Raw genomic sequence first — 20,312 nt, 5'->3', positions numbered from 1 at the left:
TCTTACGTTAACTGAAAAATTGAAAATTTTTTGTGCTCAAAAATAAAGATCAGAATTTGATAGGCCAGACTCTTCTCCAAATAACTTTGTAAAATCTTGTCCAGATTGATGTCTGACGAAAAATCTAAGATGATCTGCCCTTGTTCGTCAGATAGCTGAAAATTTTCACCAAGTGGCTGACAGATGTAAACAATATCTGCAAGATAAACTTTAAGTGCCGTTGTTGTCAGATTGACTTGTTTTGCTAGTCCCTGTCTAGACATCTGACCATTTTGAAAAAGCAACTGCCGGATAATCTCAATCTGAACAGCTGCTTTTTTATCGAGTAAAGAGGTGATATTCATTTGATTTTTAATGGTGCTAGCTGCTGCTCTATCTCGTCTAAACTGCTGCCTGCTTGTATCAATGCAGCTGCTGTGTAGGCTGATTCGACAAAGGCAGTGTCATACAAATGCACCGTTTTGTCAGATAGAGACATGACCATTTCTAGATTCATCTTGGCAGATCCCAAGTCATAAAAAACTAGTAATTCGTCAGCACTATTTTCCTCAAATGCTACCTGAATCCGGTCAAAATTTGTCCCAATACCACCGTCAGGAAGACCTGCCCCCATTGTTATCTCAACGTCTTTTGCGACCTCACGCATTAACCTTTCAAGGCCTGTAGACACGGCTTCAACGTGCGTAACAAGTACAATGCCATAGCTCATGCAATCGCCTCCAATAAACTCTCAAAGAGATAGCCCGATGACTGACTACCTGGGTCAATATGATCTTTTGAGCGCTCACCAAGATAAGACGCCCGTCCTTTTTTGGCAACCAAGGGTGCTGTCGCCATGACAAACTCATCAATCTCGATCGCCGTCAGACTGCCTGCCGCAATTTCTGGCAAAACTGGCACCCATACGTCTAACATAGTCTTGTCGCCCAGCACGGCACCTCCACGTTTTTCAATGCCTGCTAAACCTGATGCCAGTAAGACTGATAAGTCAGATGTTGTTGCGGCTGATTTTGCCATTTCCAAAAAGGCTGTGCCATATAAAGGACCGCTTGCACCGCCAACTTTACTGATGAGTGCCATAGCCGTTTGTTTAAAGACATCCTGCAATGTATCAGGTGTTTTATCTGCCAAACTCGCCATAACAGCCGTCATGCCACGTGCCATATTATTCCCATGATCCCCGTCGCCAATCGGCGTATCAAGTTCACTCAAATAGGCTTTATTTGCCTGAATTTTATCATGAAACAAAGTCAGCCATGTGATAGCTTTTTCTACTGTTAATTCTGTCATTTTACTACCCCCAAGCAATCGTTGTCACATCAGCATTTAGCGCATCAAGCCAAGCAGGATCTGACAGGCGCACCATGGTCAAGGAAATCCCCGCCATGTCAATCGACGTCATCAAATTGCCAACTTTTTGAAAAGCAACTGTGATGCCAGCTGCTGAGAGCAAATCCAACACGTCATTGATAAAAATAAATTGTTCCATAAGTGGTGTAGCACCCATACCATTGACCAAAATCGCATAGCTGCTCGTATTATCACCATCATAAGAGGCCAATAACTTAGTCACAAGTTCTTTTGCGAGTGCTTGTGACGGTGCCATTTTTTCTCTACGATAGCCAGGCTCGCCGTGAATGCCCACGCCAAACTCTATCTCGTCATCAGCAAGGACAAAGCCAGGCTTTCCTACCTCAGGTACAGTCGCACCTGAAAGCGCCACAGCAAGCGTGTGGATTTGTGGAATAAGCTTATCAGCCTGCGCCTTGATATCTGATAGACTAGCACCATTTCTTGCTGCATCACCTAATATCTTGTGCACAAGCACAGTCCCTGCCACACCGCGTTTGCCTTGCGTATAAGTCGAGTTTTCAACGGCGATATCATCATCGACAATAACAAAGTCAACAGCAATACCATCTAGCTCAGCCATATCTTTTGCCATATCAAAATTCATTACGTCACCAGAGTAATTTTTGATGATGAAAAAGACCCCTGCTCCAGTATCAACTGCTTTTGCTGCTTCATAAATCTGATCAGGCGTCGGACTTGTAAAAACTTGCCCGCACACTGCGGCTGACAGCATGCCATCACCTACAAAACCTGCGTGACTCGGTTCATGACCACTGCCACCACCTGAAATCAGCTGAACTTGCGATGTGCTTACCGTTCTGACGAGGACGTCTGTATCTGCTAGTCTTCTGACGAAACTAGGATAGGCACGTGTCAAACCTGATAGCATTTGATCAACGACGTCTGCGGGTTGATTGATTATTTTTTTCATGTGATTACCTCTTTCAATTTTTGTTTTACAATGAAAACGCTTTCTATTTTTATTTTAATCTTTTTTTCATGATTTGTCCAAAATTTGCTTTATCATTTTTTAACGACATCAAAAAAACGCATTCTCATGCGTCAATCTTTATTTTCTAACTCCTGCTCTTCATCTTCATAAAGGCGTGAGATTTTGCGGTACCATTTGTAAAAATACGTGATGATGACCTTGGCAGAGGCGTAGACTGGAATGCCTAGGAGCACGCCCCAGATGCCGAAAATTCTACCCGAAGTCAAGAGGACAAACAAGATTGTTATCGGGTGAATGTTGAGCTTACTGCCAAGCACGAGCGGGCTGATAAAACGCCCTTCAATCGTTTGTTCGATGACAAAGACGATGGCAACCTTGACAAGCATGACAGGGCCCGCAATCAAGGCGATAATAACCGCTGGAATCATAGCAAGAAATGATCCCAAATAAGGAATCAAGTTCAAAAATCCTGCCGCAATCCCGATTACAATTGCGTATTTAAGCCCGATAATCGAAAACATGATGGAAAACATGACTGCCACACAAAAGGCAACAATCAGCTGTCCACGTACATAGCTTGACAACTGCGAATTGACCTGCGTGAGTACGGTCGATGTATCGCTACGCCAAGCATTTGGCAGTGCATTTGTCACATATTTATTAAGATTTTTCCCATCGCGAAGTAGATAAAAAAGGATAAATGGAAAAATCATGATTGAAATCAGAACATTTGTCGCAGTTGATAGAAAACTGCCTGTACCATTGACCAGATTTGATGAGAGATTTTTTGAGATGTCAATCAGGTTGTCAGAAAAGCTCTGTACCGTTTTTTCAACCTGCGGTCTGAACTGCTTGAAACGCTCGTCCTGCAAGATGTTCGTGATGTGCTTCTCACCTTGCTCAACATAGTCTGGGAAGTTCGCGACAAATTTTTCTGCCTGTGTGACAATGTTTGGAATGGCAACGGCAAGTCCCCAGATAATCAGTGCAAGGATAATCGCAAAAAGCACGGTAATAGTGATAATCCTGTTGACCTTGTGCGCCTCAAAATAATCAACAATTGGGTTTAGCAGGTAGTAAAAAATCGCAGCTAGAACAATCGGTAGCATAATGACGCCCAGAAAATCAGCAATCGGCTGAAACATGAAACTGAGCTTCGTCAAAAGCAAGAGATTGAGCAAAAAGAGCAAAATTACTGCAAAAGCAGTCGCTACTTTATTGTCCAGCAACCATTTGAAAAACCAAGTCGTTTTAAAACCATTTTTTTCATTCATTTTGAACCCTTATTTCTAATGCAACAAATTTTTATTAGCTTGCTTTATTATAACATATCGTGTGTGGTTCCACTATTTTTTAGTTATATTTTGGCATAAATAGTAGATTGATTTACTATATGACAACGTTTTCAACTGCAATTTCCTCATTTTTTTGGTAAAATGGTAGTATAACTTTGAAAGGGGTTACATACTTTGACAGATAAACTTTATTTTGGCACTTACACAAAGAAAACATCTGAGGGCATTTACAGCGCGGACTTGGACACGAAAACGGGGCTTTTGAGCAATCTAGCGCTTGTCGCTAAGGAATCTAGCCCGACCTATTTGACCATTGATGCCGATGGGCACATTTATAGCGTTGGTGCTGAAAATGGTCAAGGTGGTATTGCTGCATTTGACAATACAGGAAAACTCCTCAATCACGTGGTCGAAGACGGCGCGCCACTCTGCTATGTGGCCGTTGATGAGCCACGTAATCTGGTCTATGGCGCTAACTATCATAAGGGTGAGGTCATCGTCTATAAACGCGAACTTGATGGCAGCTTAACCTTTTCTGACAAGGACACGCACACGGGTCACGGCCCCCATGCCAATCAAACGTCGCCACACGTCCACTTTTCAGATCTGACGCCTGATAAATATCTGATCACCTGTGATCTAGGGACTGACGAGGTCACAAGCTATGATCTGACCGACGATGGTAAGCTTAAAAAAATTGCAACTTACAAATCCACTGCTGGTGCTGGGCCGCGTCACATCGTCTTTCATCCGACTGAAAAATTTGCCTATTTGATATGTGAGCTTAACAGCACGATTGAAGTGCTGATTTATGATGGTGTTGGGCGTTTCACTCTGTTTCAAACCATCTCGACTTTGCCTGAGGATTTCACCGACTTCAACGGGACAGCAGCCATTCGCCTGTCTTCTGACGGTCACTACCTCTACGGCTCAAACCGAGGCCATGACTCGATTGCCGTCTTTGAGATTGCGGCTGACGGTCGCCTTGCGCTCATCCAGATTGCCCCGACAAATGGCCTCAACCCGCGCGACTTCAACTTCTCTTCTGACGAAAGTCTGCTGATTGCAGCCCACCAAGATTCTGATAATGTGACGACCTTTACACGTGACAAAAACACTGGCCTCTTGAGCGAGATCCAGCATGACTTTATCGTCCCAGAAGCAGTCTGCGTCTTTGTCAAATAATAGATAATCAAAAAAATCCTGAAACGCTCAGGATTTTTTATGTGCTTCAAAATACTGGATTTGCAGGTGTTTCTGGCCATTGATCAAGACAAAACCAGCCTCCGACAGGAGCTTATAAAGCGTATCAAAGTCATAAACCTTCACATCACCCTCGCTCGAAAAGCGTTCAATATAGCGGTTGTAAAGCCCGCGCACGAGCGGAATCCGAATCTCAGCAATGACGAGCTTCCCGCCAGTTTTCAGCGTCCTCATGGCCTCTTTGAGAAATGTCTCAGGACTCGGAAAATGGTGAAAAGACGCCGAACAGACAATCACATCAAGGCTTTGATCATCAAATGGTAGCTGCATGGCAGACCCCGTCAGAAACTCAAACTGCGGATAACGACCACTCGCAAAACGCGTCATCTCAGGCGAAATATCAAGGCCAATCCCAAAAATCTCCTGTTTTTCTGACAACATTGCAAGCAATTGACCCGTCGCTGAACCAACATCTAACACCCGAGCACGCGGCTTGTTAATAGTCAAATGTTTCACGATATATCGCTTAAAAAAGCCAGCTAGAAAGCCGTCAAATGACCGATCGAACTTTTTAGCATGCTGATCATAATACGCTTGGGACAATTTTTCATAGTTTTTTGACATAGTTTATTATAACATTTCTACCCGTTATTCGTCGTCTTCTCCAGATTAACCAAGTTGGTTTTCATGACCGAAATATAGTCTTCTCCCGCATCTTCCTGCGCCTTGGTCAATGATTCCAGAGGATTGAGCGCAAGTGTTTTGACATGCGCTTCATCTGCTAATGTTTTTGCGACCTTGTCAGACGCATTTTCCTCAAAATAGATGTACTTGATCTTATTTTTCGCCACATAGGCCTTGAGCGTCTTGAGCCGTGTTGCTGATGGTTCGACCTCTGGATCTATGCCTGAAACTGACACTTGATGAAGGCCGTAGGACTGCGCCAAATAGGCAAATGCTGCATGCTGCGTCACAAAATTTTTTTCTTTTGCGTCGCTAAATGCCGCCCGATAATCCGCATCAAGTGATTTCAACTTGGCTAGATAAGCTGCAGCATTGGCCGTGAAAACTGCCTTTTTATCTGGAAATTTTGCAACAAGCGCGTCACGAATCGTCGCAACTTCTTTTGCCGCAAGTTCAGGCGAGAGCCAGACGTGCGGATCCTTGACCTTGTCGCCCTCGCCTTCGTCAGAAGTCCCTGTCAAGAGCTTGATGCCCTTTGCCGCCTCGATGACAGGGACATTTTTCAAATCTCCCGTCGTTTTTGCCACCCAAGTCTCAAGCGCTGGACTGTTGTAAACAAAGGCGTCCGCCCCTTGTATCGTGGCAACATCCTTAGCCGATGGCTCGAAATCGTGCGGCTCAACGCCAGGCTTGACTAACACCACCACATCTGCCGCATCCCCGACTACCGCCTTGGTAAATGCCTGCATGGGATAAAAAGTCGTCACGATTTGTAGTTTGTCAGACTTCCTGGCACTTTTACTCCCACCAGTGCAGGCCGCAAGCACTGACACGCCGACTAGCACGAGTAATGCTGCAAAAACTGCAGTTATCAATTTCTTTTTAAACATCAAAATCCTTCTCCTAGAATTATTACGGTTACAATTACTTTACCAGTTAAGTATATCACGAAAAAAAATAATGTCAACCAGTAAACTAATTGCGCATTAGATTTTTTAAAGCAGAAAAGAAATCTGAATCATGATCTAATATTCGAAATCAGCTCACCGATATTAGTGGATTGACTTTCAAAATTGATTTCAGAAATCGACCTTGCATTCTTAACTGCTAAGTCTAAATTTTTGATCATCTTGTCAAGTTGATCTGAGTCAGCTTTGATATAGTCGTTTTTCAAATGCACTTCCAATTTATTTGTTATCGCAGCCTTCGACAAAACTTTCGCTGTTACTGCTTCAAAGTGAGCTAGTAGCCATATTTCAAAAGTCGCATTTGAGAATCCTATTCCAAAATTTTCTTCCTCTGCTCTTTTAAACATCTGCTTTAATTCGTTGGATGTGAATTCATCTTTATCAAAAACAACAAACACTTCAGTTGCCTTATCTCTTCTAAAACTCGGATCGTTTTCAATTAGTAGTTTTGCCTTTTCAATCCATGTTCGACCACTGTTCTTCATCACCGTTGTCTTGATTTTAACGTTTGACAACCGAAGTTGTTGGCGCAAACAGTCGAAATACATCTGTTCAGTTTTGCCTTCAACTAAGATAAAAATTTTTCGCTTCCCTTTTTTCCCTTTTTTATTTCGTGTCATTCGTTCCCTTCTACAGCCTCTAATAAAACGCTTTTATTGATGATCTGCGAGGCACCAAATCTACCTTCAAGGTAACGTTTCTTATAGCCGAAATCACTACGTGTGAGCGCATCATCGTCAAAATCGTAGATTGAGAACAGTTCTGTCTCACCAAACTCATTTTTCTCAGCAAACCAAATCTGGTCTTGCCGTAAATGATAGTCCATCAGCGAAAGTTCATGTGTTGTCAGAATGAATTGGTTTGTTTGTTTTTCGTTCGTAAATACATCAAGCAAGGCTTCGGCCAATTCAATATGAAAAGAACGATCGAACTCATCAATCAAGAGAACCTTCCCCTTATTTTCATTTTGAAGCATGTACAACGCAAGAAACATAAATACTTTTGTCCCGGTGCTTTCATTATTAAAATGAACCTGAAACTGGCTGTCCTGTGACTGGTGAGTGCTATAAACATCATAGACTGTCGTGTAAAATGCCTCAGAATTTGCTTTTAGTTCTGTCACATCATCCTCAATGTCAACTATAAACCTAGACTTAGCCTCTTTTCGTTCTCTAATTTCTACATCAACGATATTGAAGTCGGCAGCGCGAATAAATTTTAAAAATTTATTCTTAAAATTGAGGTCGGACAATTCCTTGAACAAACGATTTGGAATTTGCTCTGTATTGACAACTATCAAGTCTTCTTCAAACCAAGAATAAGCCTCTTTTGCCTCCTCAACATTATTTGATTGCGCAAAAAAAAGTAAATTTTGATTTTTTCTGATATTTTTCTCCAAAGGTTGAAGCTGGTCTGGAAGCGCTAGAAATTGTTGCTCGATTCTTTCAAGAACAACATCACCATTCACTTTAAAAATTTCAGAAATAATCCCTTCTTCGTTATATTCAAGCCTATAATCAAACTGTTTTGAAGATTTGATAAACGAGATGCTGAACTTCGTGTTGTTTTTGTTGTAGCCAAACGTATCCGTTGGTAATTTTTGCGCCTCGCTCAGGGTAGGATTCAATACCAAAAGCCGTAACAAAGCAAGTGCGTTGATAAGATTTGTCTTCCCGTTCGCATTCCCACCAAAAAGCAAAGCTGTCTTTAACAACTCGATTTTATCTAACTTCAAAATATTATTTTTATATTTTCGCAGGTATTTTCCTTTCTCCATCGAAAAAGAATTTTCAGACTTGAACGATCTGAAGTTTGTAACTTGAAAATCAATTAACATGTCAAGCTCCTTCTTAAATAAAACGAAAATACGTTTTATTTAATTATAACAGTTTTTTGTTTTATTTCAAGTAGCATGCGCAAATTAAAGCCATAAAAAAAGCCTTACCACCTAAATCAAGTGGCAAATGCTCTTTACTTATTAAAAATTTTCGGACCCTTGCGCATATGCTTGCGGTCATTTTTAGTCGGTGTCACCTGATTAGAGCGGCCACCGCCTTGTTTATTTTTGATGATTTCAAGCATCTTTTCTTTTGTTGTTTGCGTTGTCATGTTGTTTTCCTTTGCTTTTTTCCTCGATTGTTTTATTATACCATTTTTCTAGCAATCAAGTTTGTCAAAGATTTTGGACAGCACCAGCAATAACTTTTACTCGCCAAATTTTTCATCAATCAGTTCTTGTAAAGTCCCATCTTTAGCGTAAGGCGTTGTATCAGCACAGACAAAGTGATCACGGCTGATGGCATCATCTAAACCGCCAAAGATAAAACTTGTCGCAATGTTGAAGATGATTTGACTAGGCGCAAAGCCATAGACTTGATTTTCAAGGATATGCTTGATCCGTGCACCATCATCTGGAAAGGATGCTTTTAACACGTCGCTATTAAACAAGCGTTTCACAATTTCTGTGATATATAAGCCAGACTTCATAGACAGATCAACAAATGTCTTGTTAGGATCATCATAAATCCCCTTATTTTCATCTTCAAGTTGTTGCACCATCATCTTGACCACATTTTTGGGTGTGAAGATTTGAAGCGTTATAAGTTTACTATTTTACCGACCGCAAGATAAAATAACCCTTATCTTTTTTAACCACCTCACAGTTGCCAAAAACGTCCGTCATTTTTGTCTTGGCGCTTGGGGCCCCTTGTTTTTTCTGGATGACGATGGTGAGGCTACCGTCTGTTTCAAGATGGTCATAGGCGCCTGAAATCACGCCATGCACGACTTGTTTTCCTGCACGTATCGGTGGATTTGAGATGATATTGTCAAAAGTTCCTGTGACTTTTTCGTAGAGATTTGACTGGAAGATGGTTGCCGTCACTTGATTTTTAGTCGCATTTTTTTGCGCCAACTCGACTGCGCGTGAGTTGATGTCGACAAGCGTTGGATTGATGCCTTGCGCTTTTGCGAGACTTAGCCCGAGCGGGCCGTAACCACAGCCGACGTCTAAAAGACTGGTGCCAGACTTGAAATCAAGCGCACTCAAAAGGACCTGACTGCCGAAATCTATGGCTTTTTTTGAAAAAACACCGGCGTCCGTCAGAAACGACATGTTCTTGTCGAGTAAAACAACGTCAAGCTCGTGAATATCGTGCGCTGCATCTGGATTTTCAGCGTAGTACATCTTTTGTTTTTTAGTATCAGACATCAGACTTTGGCGAGCTCCCGTGATTTGACGTCGACTGCGATGAGCGAGGTAACAAGCTCGTAGCCTTCGTGCGTGAAGTGCAACCCGTCAGGCCCCACGAACTCGTCAGAGCCCGGATAGACCGTCATGGCGTGGTTGAGGTCAACGATTTTTGCGCCAGTTGCTTTTGCGACGTCTTTTGCGACCGCCACATAGGCTGCGACATTAGCGTTGTTGCGGCTTGGCGTTTCATGCAGGCTTGCGACGGCTTTTTCATTGACGTAAGAGGTTGTCAGGATAGACGTCTTCGCAGCGCCAAGCGCAGTTACAAACGTCGTCAGATTGGCAGCAAACTGTTCTTGTGTCACGTTATGATGGTCACTTGCGTCATTTGCCCCGAAAAAGACATAGTTATAGTCAGCGTTAGCCTCAACCACCTGATCTAGGCGTTTGAGCCCGTCAGAAGAGTCCTCACCTGCCACAGCAAATGTCTCAACGACAGCCCCCGCAAATCCCATGCGCGTCAGAAAGTCTTTTGTTAGTGTGATCATCTCAGGTGACGTCGAAATAGAGTCGCCAAATATTGCAATTTTCATGATTTTACCTCGTATTTTTTCTTATTCCCATTTTAACATATGAAACCGTTTTTATGGTAAAATTATTTTTATGGAAACCGAATTGATTAACTATGACAAAATTACCCGCCGTATCTGGCAAAATCTCTATAAAAAAACACTGCCGACATTGACCGAAAAAGAACTTGATAACATCAAGTCAATCAACGATGAAATCAGCCTTCAGGACGTAAACGACGTCTATCTGCCGCTCGTGCAGCTCATCCGCATCTACATGAAAACCATGAGCGATCTCAGTTTTTCAAAGGGGCTATTTTTGCAGAAAATCGCAGACACGCAACCTTTTATCATCGGCATCTCAGGCTCAGTCGCCGTCGGAAAATCAACCACAGCACGCTTACTCCAGCTGCTTTTGTCACAATCTCTAAAGACTTCATCTGTGGCACTTGTCACAACAGATGGCTTTTTATATCCAAATCAAGTCTTGAAAGAGAAAAATCTGCTTGAGCGCAAAGGCTTTCCAGAGTCCTATGACATGGAAAGTCTGATTAACTTTTTATCTGCCATCAAATCAGGCAAAGACGTAGAAATCCCGGTTTACTCGCATGAAACCTATGATATATTGCCAGAAAAAGAACTGATCAAATCCCCAAATATCCTCATCGTCGAAGGCATCAATGTTTTCCAAAGTACGCTAAATAAACGCCTATATATCAACGATTTCTTTGATTTTTCCATCTATGTGGACGCCCGCGAGGCAAATATCGAGCGCTGGTATTTGGAACGTTTCAAGACGCTTTTGGAGCTCGCAAAACAAGACAAAAGCAACTACTATCACCAGTTTACCGTGCTCGACTATGACGACGTCTTAAAAATGGCGCGCGATACCTGGAAAAAGGTCAATCTGGTCAATCTCCGTGACTTTATCGAACCCACACGTAGTCGCGCTGAGGTCATCTTGCACAAGGATCGAACGCATAAGATAGATAAGATTTACCTGAAAAAATATTAAAAACTGCTTGAGGATTGCCGTGCTCAAACAGTTTTTTTAGTCATATTTTTTGTAATCTCATGTGGTGCCTTGTAAAACGACCAACCAACGTCAGACATAGCGGCATCAATCTCGTCAGAATTAAAATTCAGCAAGATCACAACGCCGTAGTCAACGGGCGCTTCATCGTATTCAAAAGTCGGGATTTGACTCTTGTAAACCGTACCTGCTACGCCGATTTGTGCTAGGATGTCATCTGTCTCAAAGGTTCTTGCAAATATTTTCGTCTCATCAGGCGCCGCGTCTGGCATATCAGGCAATTCTTCAAAGCTAAGCCCGATTTTCCGTGCTAATATCCGTGACAGTCCGATTTTTAGATGTGCATCAGACGGTGTACCTTCATGAAAAACAGGCCGATAAGCCGCCTCGTCAAAAGTAAAATAGATCATATTAGTTTAATTCTCCAAAATCTTTGTCAGCGTCAAAATGTCTGCCACACTCAGCTGCCCAGGTGCACTCGCGGCTTCTACTGTGGCAAAAGTCCAGCTGCTGCCAAATTCATCGCCCATCAGCCGTGTGACTTGCCCGATTTTTCCCATGGCCATGGTGACAAAAGTCTGATGTGGTGCTTTTTCTGATGCAGCAAGGGTATCTTGCATCAGGCGCAAGACGTCTGCAAAATCACGTGGCATGCCAGCAAACTTGACCACAGCAGGATTTTCAGCTATCATATCTGACAAAATATCAGGCAGACGCTCAGGAATCTGATCAAAATCATGATAGGAAAAAATCGCATTTTCAGGTAAAACAACATCTGGGAAAGTGAATTTTTCAACGTCTATGTAGTCAAAATCAGCCGCAAATCTCTCAATCAAAGCCGCATAATCTGTAGCTGAAATCTGTGTTTCAACCTTGTCTTCAGTCCGATAGGTAAAGATGATCTCATGCTTTGAAAACTTTATTTTCACGTCACGCGCAGCCTGTTCCAGCTCAGAAAACGTCATAAAATCAGCCCGCCATTCGATCATATCAACGGCTGTAAATTTTCGCTCGTCAATTGTTGCAAGTTCTGCTAAGGTTTTGGGCATGATTGGCACTACTATTTTCATGATAATACCTCCAAGACAAAGACTTTGAGATAGTCAGACTGCGGGTCAGCGGCATTTGTCGCAAAGTCTGCTGGCAGTCTGAACTCTGAGACAATCTCAAACTTCTGTGCGCCGAAGCCTTTTTTTATTTCAGCTAAAAACGCCGTCCGACTTAGGCCTGCATGGTTGGTCGAGGCAATAATCTGCCCGTTTGGGTTCAGAATCTCAAGCGCATCCGAAATCAACTTATGGTAATCACGTGCGACTGAAAACGTCATTTTTTTATTGCGCGCAAAGCTCGGCGGATCGATGATGATCAGATCAAACCTAAGATTTTTGCGTGCGGCGTACTTGAAGTACTCAAAGACATCCATGACATGAAACTTGTGTGGATTTAGCGACAACTGATTAAGCTTGAAATGTGCCTCCGAGAGCTCCCGTGAGCGTTTTGCCAGATCGACCGATACTGTACTTGTCGCACCGCCCATGGCTGCAGCAACCGAAAAAGCAGCTGTATACGAAAACATGTTGAGCATAGATTTTCCCGCCGCAAGTGTATTTATCAAGCTCCCGCGAACTTCGTGCTGGTCCAGAAAGATACCTGTCATCAACCCATCATTTAAGAAAACTTGATAGCTGACACCATTTTCCAAAATGGTAAATTTTTCAGGCGCCGCTTCACCAAACAAATGGCTGGACACTGCCATACCACTCTCAAATCGCACTTTTTCATAACCGCCCTGAATCTCAGGATAAATCATGCGAAAAGCCGCCACTATCTCGTCTTTGATGCTGTAAATAAAGGGATTGTACCAAGAAAATAAGGCGAAATCTCCATAAATATCGACCGTCACGCCACCAAAACCGTCACCGTCTTGGTTAAAAGCACGAAAAGCGTTTGTTAAAGCGTCGTCAAAATACGCCTTTCGCTGCGCGCGCGCTTGCGCAAAAAGTTGCTGAAAATCACGCGTCTCAAATGTCCAGCCCACGCCCTTGTTCTGACGGGAAAAATAGGCTGCTGTTAGAAAATTTTTCTCAAAATAAAGCGACGCAAAGCCGTCAGAAATGTCTTGTGCTGCAAAGTCTCGCCTGTCAAGCACCGCAATGCCTTTGCGAATCTTTTCTGCCGCGTGTTGATTGATTGTTATCTTATTCATTACTATCAATTATACACGAAAATTTGCGAAAAACGGCAAAAAAGCGTAAAATGGAGTAAGATATTTTATGAATTATTTTAGAGAAAATCAAACGATAACATCTGTTATCAGCTAGACAATAAGGAAATCACTCACTTGCTTAAAAAAATTTCAAATGCCCTGTCTACTCGGCTAGGATTCACCCTTTTTCTAGTCATTTTATACTGGGCAAAAACGCTTTTTGCTTACTTCGTCAAGTTTGATCTGGACTTTGACAATTCCTTCCAGATCTTTCTTGCCATCCTAAACCCGTTGTCCTGGACGTTGCTGTTACTTGGCATTGCGCTCTATGTCAAAAACACCAAAATTTACTATATTTTGTCGCTCGTAATTTATGTCGCCTTGACCGTTTGGCTTTTTTCAAACTCGACTTATTTTGGTGAGTTTACAGACTTCATCACTATTAACACCCTCCTTGCCTCAAGCAAGGTTTCGGCTGGGCTTGGCCAGTCTGCAGCAAATCTATTTAATCTGAGTGACATTTTCTTTGTGATTGACTTTGTTTTGATTGCGATTTTGATGCTCAAAAAAGTCATTCGTTTTGATAAACGACCATTTAATAAACGCGCCAGCTTTGCGATTACATCGTTATCTATCCTCGCATTTACGGTCAACCTTTTCCTAGCTGAAATCGACCGACCTGAGCTCTTGAGTCGCGGATTTTCAAATACTTATGTTGTTCGCTATCTGGGCTTGATTCCATTTACCGTGTATGATGGCATCAACACCTACAAGACCAACCAGGTGCGTAAAGAAGCCAAACCGACTGATGTCGCTGAGGTGCAAAAATATATCGCTGACAACTATGCCCAGCCAAATCCTGATACCTATGGCATTGCAAAAGGCAGAAACGTCATCTACATCCACCTTGAGAGCTTCCAGCAGTTTTTGATCAACTACAAACTCAAGGATAAAAACGGCGTTGAGCACGAGGTCACACCATTTCTAAACTCCCTTTTCAGCTCAAAGGAGACCTTTGCTTTTGACAATTTCTTCCACCAGGTCAAGGCTGGTAAGACGTCTGATGCGGAAACACTTATGGAAGACTCATTTTTCGGGCTATCACAAGGGTCATTTTTCGTTAGCAATGGCGGTAAAAACACCTTCCAAGCTGCACCAGATATTTTAGGGCAGGTTGGCGGCTATACGTCTGCTGTTTTTCATGGCAATGTCGGCTCATTTTGGAATCGAAATGAAACTTATAAACGCCTAGGCTACGACTACTTCTTCGACCAAACTTACTTTGACGTTGATAAGTCAAACTCCTTCCAGTATGGCTTGCATGACAAGTACATGTTTGGCGATTCTATCAACTATTTAGAACATCTGCAACAGCCATTTTACACCAAGTTTATCACGGTTTCTAACCACTATCCCTATGTTCAGTTTGAGGGTGGCGAAGCCGGTTTCCCGCTTGCTAATACCAAAGACGACACGATCAACGGCTATTTTGCAACGGCTAACTACCTTGACACTGCGGTCAAAGAATTCTTTGACTATCTCAAAGCCTCTGGCGTTTATAAAAACTCAGTTATTGTGCTTTATGGTGACCACTATGGTATCTCAAACTCACGTAATCCCGACCTTGCTGAGTTGCTTGGCAAAGATAAGGAAACTTGGTCTAACTATGACAATGCTATGCTGCAACGCGTGCCCTATATGATTGTCGTGCCTGGTACTGATAAGGGGCACGTTGATCATACTTACGGTGGCGAAGTGGACAATCTTCCAACACTCATGCACTTGCTTGGCATTAACAATAGTAAGTATCCCGAACTTGGTCAAGATATGCTCAGTCCACAGCATAAAAATCTTGTCGCCATGCGGACAACAGATAACTGGGTTTCTCCAGATCTGACAAGCTATGCCGGTCGCATCTACAAGACAGCAACGGGTGAGGAAATCACCAATCCTGATCCAGCAACCAAGGCTGTCATTGATGCCAATAACAAAAAAACTGAAAAGCAACTCAAGATTTCAGATGCTATCACAACTGGCGATTTACTGCGTTTCTGGCCTGATGACGGTCTAAAAGCTGAGGATCCAACCAAGTATAACTACACCAAAGGCTTGCAAAAAGCCGAGGCGATTGAGAAAAAACTTGGCGACAAATCAACTTCTATCTTCTCTGAAAATGGCAATCAAACCACAAAAGGACTCTGGAAAACAGAAACTTACCAGGAACTTCATCCTGATAGTGTCGCAAGTACAGCAAGTAGTTCTAGTAAAAAATAAGAAAAACAGATCTCAGCTTATATCATTGAGATCTATTTTTTTAGATTCTAAGCCAAACGATTCATACCACGCAGGCGATCACTTGATTTCCTGTACAAAAAACAGTACAATATAAATATAGAAAGAGGTGGCCTTATATGGAAGCTGTGGCTTATAGTAATTTCCGTGCTAATCTAAAATCATACATGAAGAAAGTTAATGATGATAGCGATGTGATTATCGTGACGAATAAAAAACCAGAGGAAAATGTTGTGGTCTTATCAAAGATTGATTATGATAATCTGATTGAAAACAACTACATTTTGAATAATCAATATCTTATGGAAAAAATCCAGCGTGCTGATAAACAATTCAACGCAGGGAAAGGTATTATACGTGATCTGATTGAGGTAGATGATGATTAAATCCTGGAGCGATGATGCTTGGGATGATTATCTATATTGGCAAACTCAAGATAAGAGAACACTCAAGAAAATCAATCATCTCATCAAAGACATTGAACGAGACCCATTTAGCGGGATAGGAAAACCAGAAATTTTAAAAGAAGATTTATCTGGCAAAATTTCTCGTCGAATAAATGAAAAAGATAGATTGGTTTATCGCGTTGAGGATGATATTTTATTTATCTACTCTGCTAAAGATCATTATTCTTGATAATCAAAAATCTCCCATAATAAAAAAACAGGTCTCATATCATCATTGAGATCTGTTTTTATGTTCTAAGCCAAACGAATCATGCCACGCAGGCGATTGATCAGCTCTGCTAGCCAAAATCCTGTCGCAAGTGCTGCAACGATGATGACTACCAGTTCAAAATTTTGCCTTGCGATTGCTTGATTTCCTACGACGAGGTTTCTGACGACCTGATAAGCTTGACCACCAGGTACAAGTGGAAATATCCCTGGGATGTTGTAAATCAGCATAGGAACCTTCTGCGCGCGACTCATGGTCAAGCTAACCACGCCTATCACCACAGCGCCCAAAAATGAGCCAAGGACTATCCGCCAATTTCTCGCCATGATATGCTGGGTGCCAAGGTCAACCAGCTCATAAACCAGCCAAGAGGCACCACCAACGATACCTGCACGGTGCAAGGTTCTGCGCGGGATATTGAGAATGATGCCAAATGCGAAACTCCCGACATAGGCTAGAAGTGTTTGAATGACTAAATGACGTAAGATGATCATCAAAATCCCTTTCTTTTATAGTATTTTAACCAAAGTCGGCTAAAATCAGTAGAAAAATGATAGCATGGCGATGCCAAGTCCGATAGAAATCACAGATAAGAGTGCTTCCACCATGCGCCCCTGACCAGAAATAAAGTTACCAGCCATGATTTCACGCACAGCATTTGTCAGCGCAACGCCAGGCACTAGCGGCATGACTGCTCCGATGATGACAGTATCCGCTGAAAATGGTGAGCGCAAAGCATGAGACGCAACTAACATGACGAGCGAAATGCTGAGACTGGCTAGAAAAAGACCGAAAAATCGCATGCCAAATCTCGTTCTGATGCTCAGATAAATCCGGTAAGAAAGCCCACTTGAAAAGGCCGTCAGAACAAGATTTATCGGTGCTGCTGTCTTTGTAATCGTAACCATGAGTGTCATCGACACAAAAATAGCACCAATAATCTGCAACCAGACAGGAAAAGTCGGACTATTGGTATCAACCGTACTCAACTTATCATGAAAGCTGTCAAGGTCGATTTTATGTGCTGTAAATTGCCGCGTCAGATCATTTACCGCAACGATTTTTTCCATGTCCATGGTCTGAATACGTGGCGGAATCGCGCGCATCTGCGTCAAAGATTGGCTTGGAAAACTCACGGTAATGCCGTTTAGCAAGGCATAGACTTGCATATTGTCAATCTCAGCGGCACGACCAATCCGCATGATGACATCCTCAACACGCGTAATTTCCGAACCATTTGCCATGAGAATCTCGCCCGCAAGCAGGCAAGTGTTAATGAGTTTTTTATCGTCCATAGTCATCCTAATCCTCTTTTTTCAAGACTTGCCACATCAATTTTATTTATTATAACAAAAAAACACGCTCATTGGTGTTTTCTTAGTCTAAAATGTCTTTCAAAACTTGTGGATAAAGCGCATATTCCTTCTCATGGATCCGCGCTTCAAAACGTTCAAGTGTGTCATCAGGCAAAATCGGCACACGTTCTTGCGCAATGATCTTGCCTGTATCCACACCTGCATCCACATAATGGATGGTCACACCACTTTGCGACACACCCGCTTTCCAGGCGTCCAAAATACCATGAGCACCGGGAAATTCAGGTAGATAGGCAGGGTGAATGTTAATGATCCGACCTTCATAACGTTGCAACAGCACGTCGCCCACAATCTTCATATAGCCTGCAAGTACAATCAAATCAATCTCATACGCCTCAAGTAAACTTAAAATCTCACGTTCGTAATCGGCTTTACTTGTGAACGTTTTCAGCTCAAATGTGTAAGATTTTATCCCCAACTTTTCGGCACGTTCTAAAGCTTTTGCATCGCTTTTATCTGTAAAGAGAAAATCAACCGGAATACCTGACTTGACTAGATTTTCAAAATTCGTGCCAGATCCACTGGCAAAAACAGCTAACTTCATTTGATGATGACCGCTTGCGTGTCGCGTTTAACGATTTTTCCGATTTCAAAATAATTACCGTTTAGCAAGTCTTTTGTTTGTGCGAGATTTTCAGGTGAAATGGCAAGCACCATGCCAAGACCCATGTTGAAAATTTCATACATTTCGCTGTGTTTGAGATTGCCTGTTTTTTCAAGCAGATCAAAAATTGGTAAAATATCCCAAGTGCCTTCTGTGATTTCAGCAGCTAAGTCATCAGAAAACATGCGCGGAATATTTTCGATAAAACCGCCACCTGTAATGTGAGAAATCCCGTTGATCACGCCTGCTTTGATAAGCGGTTGTAAGTCTTTGACGTAGATTTTGGTAGGTGTCAATAAGTTATCAATCAACTTTTGACCACCGAGTGCTGCAACTTCTGCGTTCAAGTCAGAGTCTGCAAAGACTTTACGGACCAGTGAAAAACCATTTGAGTGAATCCCTGATGAGGCAAGACCGATTAAAATATCGCCTTCTGAGATTTTTTCACCTGTGATGACTTGAGATTTTTCAGCAACGCCGACCGCAAATCCTGCAAGATCGTAATCGTCTTTACCATACATACCAGGCATTTCAGCCGTTTCTCCACCAACAAGGGCAGCATTAGATTGCACGCAACCTTCTGCAACGCCAGCTACGACTTGCTCAAGTTTTTCAGGATCATTTTTCCCCGTTGCGATGTAGTCAAGGAAATACAGTGGTTCAGCGCCTGCTGCCACGATGTCATTGACACACATAGCCACACAGTCGATCCCAATCGTATCATGCTTACCAGCCTCAATCGCAAGCAGCAACTTTGTGCCGACACCGTCAGTTCCTGAGATGAGGACGGGTTCTTTGACACCAGTCGTCGTCAAGTCAAACATCCCGCCAAATCCGCCAAGCGCGCCCATGACACCTAGGCGTTCTGTGCGTTTCACGTGTTTTTTGATGCGTTCAACTACTTCATATCCAGCTTCTACATCGACTCCAGCTTGTGCGTAGGCATTTTTTTCAGACAATCTCTCGTTCCAACTTTCTTTGATTTAATTTTATTATAAGATAATTTTCGCTAAAACTAACAAAAAAACTATCATTTCTGATAGTTTTTGCTTGTAACGTTCGGATTTTGATTATTTTTCAGTTTCAGTGACAGGTGTACCTGCCGTTGGTCCAGGTGCAAGTGTCCAGATTTTTTCAATCTTCATCACGCCTGCAGCCTTTGGTAGTGGGTGTTTTCCGTCTACCGACCATTTTGTTGCATCCTCGAAAAATGCGCCTTCACGAATAATTTGCGTAGGTCCTGAAAAACGGTAGCCAGACATTTCAGATTCATTTGCCACAGCAATAATGGCTTTACCGTTATTTTCGATATTCGCCATGGTTTGTTTGCCTGTCAGCTCGTCATAGACAATAGTTTCATCATCATAAACACGAATGGACATCTTAGGTCCAATATCTGGGTTCCCATCATTATCAACAGTCGCAATATAGGCCAAATTTTCTGTAATCAGACGTTTCATATCAGTTGTCAATTTCATTAGAATATATCCTCTCGATCTTCTTTTATTCTAAAACTCTTGCTGCAATTTTTCAAGAGAAACGCACCGACAAATGATATTGGGCAATTTTTTGATCCATCTGAAATAGCTGATACTGTGTATCAAATCCATTTTCTTGCTGTTGATACTGCTGCGTTTTTAGGTCAAAATGCTGAGCACCGACTGGTGTTGCAATGGCTGTTTTTGTCGTAATTTCAGGATGCATTTTCATGATGGAGCTTGGGTTTGAAAAACGGGTGATTGTAAGCATCTCAGTGCCGTATTTCATGACAACCTTCTCAGAAAGCTCATTTTGATAGATCAGATATTGCTGACCATTTTTCTCGCGATACTCACCTGTCACTACTTCATGAATAACCTCTTTTTGTTCATCAATCTCGATAATATTATCAATCATAATCTGCGTCATC

The 20,312-nt window shown here is 42.3% G+C and carries 26 protein-coding genes and 1 pseudogene; 5 read left to right on the top strand and 22 right to left on the bottom strand.

Features of this window, described 5'->3' with window-relative positions:
• Nucleotides 1–2 precede the first annotated feature (2 nt).
• From Hs20B_RS01975 to Hs20B_RS01955, 5 genes are all read right to left on the bottom strand, one after another.
• Nucleotides 3–344 carry a helix-turn-helix domain-containing protein gene (locus Hs20B_RS01975; protein WP_172355034.1) on the bottom strand — a complete coding sequence of 114 codons (342 nt, stop codon included), beginning with the start codon at nucleotides 342–344 and terminating at the stop codon, nucleotides 3–5.
• Nucleotides 341–709 carry a dihydroxyacetone kinase phosphoryl donor subunit DhaM gene (gene dhaM / locus Hs20B_RS01970; protein ID WP_172355032.1) on the bottom strand — a complete coding sequence of 123 codons (369 nt, stop codon included), beginning with the start codon at nucleotides 707–709 and terminating at the stop codon, nucleotides 341–343. The genes Hs20B_RS01975 and dhaM overlap by 4 nt, the downstream gene beginning before the upstream one ends.
• Nucleotides 706–1,290 carry a dihydroxyacetone kinase subunit DhaL gene (gene dhaL / locus Hs20B_RS01965; RefSeq protein ID WP_172355030.1) on the bottom strand — a complete coding sequence of 195 codons (585 nt, stop codon included), beginning with the start codon at nucleotides 1,288–1,290 and terminating at the stop codon, nucleotides 706–708. Before dhaL ends, dhaM begins: the two co-directional genes overlap by 4 nt.
• Nucleotides 1,291–1,294: 4 nt before the next feature.
• Entirely contained in the window at nucleotides 1,295–2,284 is a 990-nt protein-coding gene (gene dhaK, locus Hs20B_RS01960; RefSeq protein ID WP_172355028.1) for a dihydroxyacetone kinase subunit DhaK, read from the bottom strand.
• Nucleotides 2,285–2,415: 131 nt separating this feature from the next.
• The gene (locus tag Hs20B_RS01955) at nucleotides 2,416–3,579 is read right to left on the bottom strand and encodes an AI-2E family transporter (RefSeq protein WP_172355026.1); all 1,164 of its coding nucleotides are present in this window, start codon (nucleotides 3,577–3,579) and stop codon (nucleotides 2,416–2,418) included.
• A 195-nt stretch (nucleotides 3,580–3,774) separates the two neighbouring features.
• Between Hs20B_RS01955 and Hs20B_RS01950 the strand changes: the two genes are divergently transcribed.
• A complete protein-coding gene (locus tag Hs20B_RS01950) occupies nucleotides 3,775–4,785 on the top strand; it encodes a lactonase family protein (protein WP_172355024.1) in 1,011 nt (336 codons plus the stop codon).
• A gap of 27 nt (nucleotides 4,786–4,812) precedes the next feature.
• On the opposite strand, the gene Hs20B_RS01945 is transcribed toward Hs20B_RS01950, so the two are convergent.
• From Hs20B_RS01945 to Hs20B_RS01910, 8 genes and pseudogenes are all read right to left on the bottom strand, one after another.
• On the bottom strand, nucleotides 4,813–5,427 hold the full coding sequence (locus tag Hs20B_RS01945; RefSeq protein WP_172355022.1) for a class I SAM-dependent methyltransferase: 615 nt from the start codon (nucleotides 5,425–5,427) through the stop codon (nucleotides 4,813–4,815).
• A 17-nt stretch (nucleotides 5,428–5,444) separates the two neighbouring features.
• Complete coding sequence (locus Hs20B_RS01940; RefSeq protein WP_172355192.1) at nucleotides 5,445–6,359, bottom strand: metal ABC transporter solute-binding protein, Zn/Mn family; 915 nt, start codon at nucleotides 6,357–6,359, stop codon at nucleotides 5,445–5,447.
• A gap of 146 nt (nucleotides 6,360–6,505) precedes the next feature.
• A complete protein-coding gene (locus tag Hs20B_RS01935; RefSeq protein ID WP_172355020.1) occupies nucleotides 6,506–7,075 on the bottom strand; it encodes an RloB family protein in 570 nt (189 codons plus the stop codon).
• A complete protein-coding gene (locus Hs20B_RS01930; RefSeq protein WP_172355018.1) occupies nucleotides 7,072–8,292 on the bottom strand; it encodes an AAA family ATPase in 1,221 nt (406 codons plus the stop codon). Before Hs20B_RS01930 ends, Hs20B_RS01935 begins: the two co-directional genes overlap by 4 nt.
• 134 nt (nucleotides 8,293–8,426) lie before the next feature.
• On the bottom strand, nucleotides 8,427–8,564 hold the full coding sequence (locus tag Hs20B_RS01925; RefSeq protein ID WP_172355016.1) for a hypothetical protein: 138 nt from the start codon (nucleotides 8,562–8,564) through the stop codon (nucleotides 8,427–8,429).
• Nucleotides 8,565–8,660: 96 nt separating this feature from the next.
• Nucleotides 8,661–9,053: pseudogene (locus Hs20B_RS01920) on the bottom strand (restriction endonuclease); the annotation flags it as partial.
• A 10-nt stretch (nucleotides 9,054–9,063) separates the two neighbouring features.
• A complete protein-coding gene (locus tag Hs20B_RS01915; RefSeq protein WP_228407430.1) occupies nucleotides 9,064–9,666 on the bottom strand; it encodes a class I SAM-dependent methyltransferase in 603 nt (200 codons plus the stop codon).
• The gene (locus Hs20B_RS01910; protein ID WP_172355013.1) at nucleotides 9,666–10,241 is read right to left on the bottom strand and encodes a GDSL-type esterase/lipase family protein; all 576 of its coding nucleotides are present in this window, start codon (nucleotides 10,239–10,241) and stop codon (nucleotides 9,666–9,668) included. The genes Hs20B_RS01915 and Hs20B_RS01910 overlap by 1 nt, the downstream gene beginning before the upstream one ends.
• A 70-nt stretch (nucleotides 10,242–10,311) precedes the next feature.
• On the opposite strand from Hs20B_RS01910, the gene coaA reads away from it, so the two are divergent.
• Complete coding sequence (coaA, locus tag Hs20B_RS01905) at nucleotides 10,312–11,232, top strand: type I pantothenate kinase (protein ID WP_172355012.1); 921 nt, start codon at nucleotides 10,312–10,314, stop codon at nucleotides 11,230–11,232.
• A 23-nt stretch (nucleotides 11,233–11,255) separates the two neighbouring features.
• Here the strand turns inward: coaA and Hs20B_RS01900 are convergent, their stop codons facing one another.
• From Hs20B_RS01900 to Hs20B_RS01890, 3 genes are read right to left on the bottom strand one after another with little or no spacing between them, the layout of a single operon-like run.
• A complete protein-coding gene (locus tag Hs20B_RS01900) occupies nucleotides 11,256–11,660 on the bottom strand; it encodes a hypothetical protein (RefSeq protein ID WP_172355010.1) in 405 nt (134 codons plus the stop codon).
• 6 nt (nucleotides 11,661–11,666) lie between these two features.
• Entirely contained in the window at nucleotides 11,667–12,320 is a 654-nt protein-coding gene (locus Hs20B_RS01895) for a type I 3-dehydroquinate dehydratase (RefSeq protein ID WP_172355008.1), read from the bottom strand.
• Nucleotides 12,317–13,456, bottom strand: coding sequence for a class I SAM-dependent rRNA methyltransferase (locus Hs20B_RS01890; protein ID WP_172355007.1), 1,140 nt, complete (start codon nucleotides 13,454–13,456; stop codon nucleotides 12,317–12,319). Before Hs20B_RS01890 ends, Hs20B_RS01895 begins: the two co-directional genes overlap by 4 nt.
• A gap of 135 nt (nucleotides 13,457–13,591) precedes the next feature.
• On the opposite strand from Hs20B_RS01890, the gene Hs20B_RS01885 reads away from it, so the two are divergent.
• The 3 genes from Hs20B_RS01885 (at nucleotide 13,592) to Hs20B_RS01875 (ending at nucleotide 16,384) form a co-directional block, all read left to right on the top strand.
• On the top strand, nucleotides 13,592–15,730 hold the full coding sequence (locus Hs20B_RS01885) for an LTA synthase family protein (protein WP_172355005.1): 2,139 nt from the start codon (nucleotides 13,592–13,594) through the stop codon (nucleotides 15,728–15,730).
• A gap of 137 nt (nucleotides 15,731–15,867) precedes the next feature.
• Nucleotides 15,868–16,134 (top strand): type II toxin-antitoxin system Phd/YefM family antitoxin, encoded by a 267-nt coding sequence (locus Hs20B_RS01880; RefSeq protein ID WP_172355004.1) that lies wholly within the window; start codon nucleotides 15,868–15,870, stop codon nucleotides 16,132–16,134.
• Nucleotides 16,127–16,384 carry a Txe/YoeB family addiction module toxin gene (locus Hs20B_RS01875; RefSeq protein ID WP_172355188.1) on the top strand — a complete coding sequence of 86 codons (258 nt, stop codon included), beginning with the start codon at nucleotides 16,127–16,129 and terminating at the stop codon, nucleotides 16,382–16,384. The genes Hs20B_RS01880 and Hs20B_RS01875 overlap by 8 nt, the downstream gene beginning before the upstream one ends.
• A 65-nt stretch (nucleotides 16,385–16,449) precedes the next feature.
• On the opposite strand, the gene Hs20B_RS01870 is transcribed toward Hs20B_RS01875, so the two are convergent.
• The 6 genes from Hs20B_RS01870 to Hs20B_RS01845 all read right to left on the bottom strand — a co-directional run bounded on the left by Hs20B_RS01870 (nucleotide 16,450) and on the right by Hs20B_RS01845 (nucleotide 20,311).
• Nucleotides 16,450–16,917, bottom strand: a complete 468-nt coding sequence (locus Hs20B_RS01870) for a threonine/serine exporter family protein (RefSeq protein WP_172355002.1) — start codon at nucleotides 16,915–16,917, stop codon at nucleotides 16,450–16,452.
• Nucleotides 16,918–16,962: 45 nt separating this feature from the next.
• A complete protein-coding gene (locus Hs20B_RS01865; RefSeq protein WP_172355001.1) occupies nucleotides 16,963–17,718 on the bottom strand; it encodes a threonine/serine exporter family protein in 756 nt (251 codons plus the stop codon).
• 82 nt (nucleotides 17,719–17,800) lie between these two features.
• Complete coding sequence (gene purN, locus Hs20B_RS01860; RefSeq protein ID WP_172354999.1) at nucleotides 17,801–18,343, bottom strand: phosphoribosylglycinamide formyltransferase; 543 nt, start codon at nucleotides 18,341–18,343, stop codon at nucleotides 17,801–17,803.
• Nucleotides 18,340–19,362: a phosphoribosylformylglycinamidine cyclo-ligase gene (purM, locus tag Hs20B_RS01855; protein WP_172354998.1), complete on the bottom strand. Its 1,023-nt coding sequence runs from the start codon at nucleotides 19,360–19,362 to the stop codon at nucleotides 18,340–18,342. The genes purN and purM overlap by 4 nt, the downstream gene beginning before the upstream one ends.
• A gap of 111 nt (nucleotides 19,363–19,473) precedes the next feature.
• On the bottom strand, nucleotides 19,474–19,881 hold the full coding sequence (locus Hs20B_RS01850; RefSeq protein ID WP_172354996.1) for a pyridoxamine 5'-phosphate oxidase family protein: 408 nt from the start codon (nucleotides 19,879–19,881) through the stop codon (nucleotides 19,474–19,476).
• Between the two features lie 52 nt (nucleotides 19,882–19,933).
• Nucleotides 19,934–20,311, bottom strand: coding sequence for a YwiB family protein (locus Hs20B_RS01845; RefSeq protein ID WP_172354995.1), 378 nt, complete (start codon nucleotides 20,309–20,311; stop codon nucleotides 19,934–19,936).
• Nucleotide 20,312: the final 1 nt, after the last annotated feature.

Source organism: Pseudolactococcus insecticola, from assembly GCF_011170065.1.
Taxonomy (GTDB): Bacteria; Bacillota; Bacilli; order Lactobacillales; family Streptococcaceae; genus Pseudolactococcus; species Pseudolactococcus insecticola.
The sequence above is the reverse complement of the archived record's forward strand: the minus strand, read 5'-3'. Positions and strand labels throughout refer to the sequence as shown.

Excerpts from the sequence above, each read along its gene's own strand:
- Hs20B_RS01975 (WP_172355034.1), bottom strand. The coding sequence starts at position 344 with ATGAATATCACCTCTTTACTCGATAAAAAAGCAGCTGTTCAGATTGAG.
- dhaM (WP_172355032.1), bottom strand. The coding sequence starts at position 709 with ATGAGCTATGGCATTGTACTTGTTACGCACGTTGAAGCCGTGTCTACA.
- dhaL (WP_172355030.1), bottom strand. The coding sequence starts at position 1,290 with ATGACAGAATTAACAGTAGAAAAAGCTATCACATGGCTGACTTTGTTT.
- dhaK (WP_172355028.1), bottom strand. The coding sequence starts at position 2,284 with ATGAAAAAAATAATCAATCAACCCGCAGACGTCGTTGATCAAATGCTA.
- Hs20B_RS01955 (WP_172355026.1), bottom strand. The coding sequence starts at position 3,579 with ATGAATGAAAAAAATGGTTTTAAAACGACTTGGTTTTTCAAATGGTTG.
- Hs20B_RS01945 (WP_172355022.1), bottom strand. The coding sequence starts at position 5,427 with ATGTCAAAAAACTATGAAAAATTGTCCCAAGCGTATTATGATCAGCAT.
- Hs20B_RS01935 (WP_172355020.1), bottom strand. The coding sequence starts at position 7,075 with ATGACACGAAATAAAAAAGGGAAAAAAGGGAAGCGAAAAATTTTTATC.
- Hs20B_RS01930 (WP_172355018.1), bottom strand. The coding sequence starts at position 8,292 with ATGTTAATTGATTTTCAAGTTACAAACTTCAGATCGTTCAAGTCTGAA.
- Hs20B_RS01925 (WP_172355016.1), bottom strand. The coding sequence starts at position 8,564 with ATGACAACGCAAACAACAAAAGAAAAGATGCTTGAAATCATCAAAAAT.
- Hs20B_RS01915 (WP_228407430.1), bottom strand. The coding sequence starts at position 9,666 with ATGTCTGATACTAAAAAACAAAAGATGTACTACGCTGAAAATCCAGAT.
- Hs20B_RS01910 (WP_172355013.1), bottom strand. The coding sequence starts at position 10,241 with ATGAAAATTGCAATATTTGGCGACTCTATTTCGACGTCACCTGAGATG.
- coaA (WP_172355012.1), top strand. The coding sequence starts at position 10,312 with ATGGAAACCGAATTGATTAACTATGACAAAATTACCCGCCGTATCTGG.
- Hs20B_RS01900 (WP_172355010.1), bottom strand. The coding sequence starts at position 11,660 with ATGATCTATTTTACTTTTGACGAGGCGGCTTATCGGCCTGTTTTTCAT.
- Hs20B_RS01895 (WP_172355008.1), bottom strand. The coding sequence starts at position 12,320 with ATGAAAATAGTAGTGCCAATCATGCCCAAAACCTTAGCAGAACTTGCA.
- Hs20B_RS01890 (WP_172355007.1), bottom strand. The coding sequence starts at position 13,456 with ATGAATAAGATAACAATCAATCAACACGCGGCAGAAAAGATTCGCAAA.
- Hs20B_RS01880 (WP_172355004.1), top strand. The coding sequence starts at position 15,868 with ATGGAAGCTGTGGCTTATAGTAATTTCCGTGCTAATCTAAAATCATAC.
- Hs20B_RS01875 (WP_172355188.1), top strand. The coding sequence starts at position 16,127 with ATGATTAAATCCTGGAGCGATGATGCTTGGGATGATTATCTATATTGG.
- Hs20B_RS01870 (WP_172355002.1), bottom strand. The coding sequence starts at position 16,917 with ATGATCATCTTACGTCATTTAGTCATTCAAACACTTCTAGCCTATGTC.
- Hs20B_RS01865 (WP_172355001.1), bottom strand. The coding sequence starts at position 17,718 with ATGGACGATAAAAAACTCATTAACACTTGCCTGCTTGCGGGCGAGATT.
- purN (WP_172354999.1), bottom strand. The coding sequence starts at position 18,343 with ATGAAGTTAGCTGTTTTTGCCAGTGGATCTGGCACGAATTTTGAAAAT.
- Hs20B_RS01850 (WP_172354996.1), bottom strand. The coding sequence starts at position 19,881 with ATGAAATTGACAACTGATATGAAACGTCTGATTACAGAAAATTTGGCC.
- Hs20B_RS01845 (WP_172354995.1), bottom strand. The coding sequence starts at position 20,311 with ATGACGCAGATTATGATTGATAATATTATCGAGATTGATGAACAAAAA.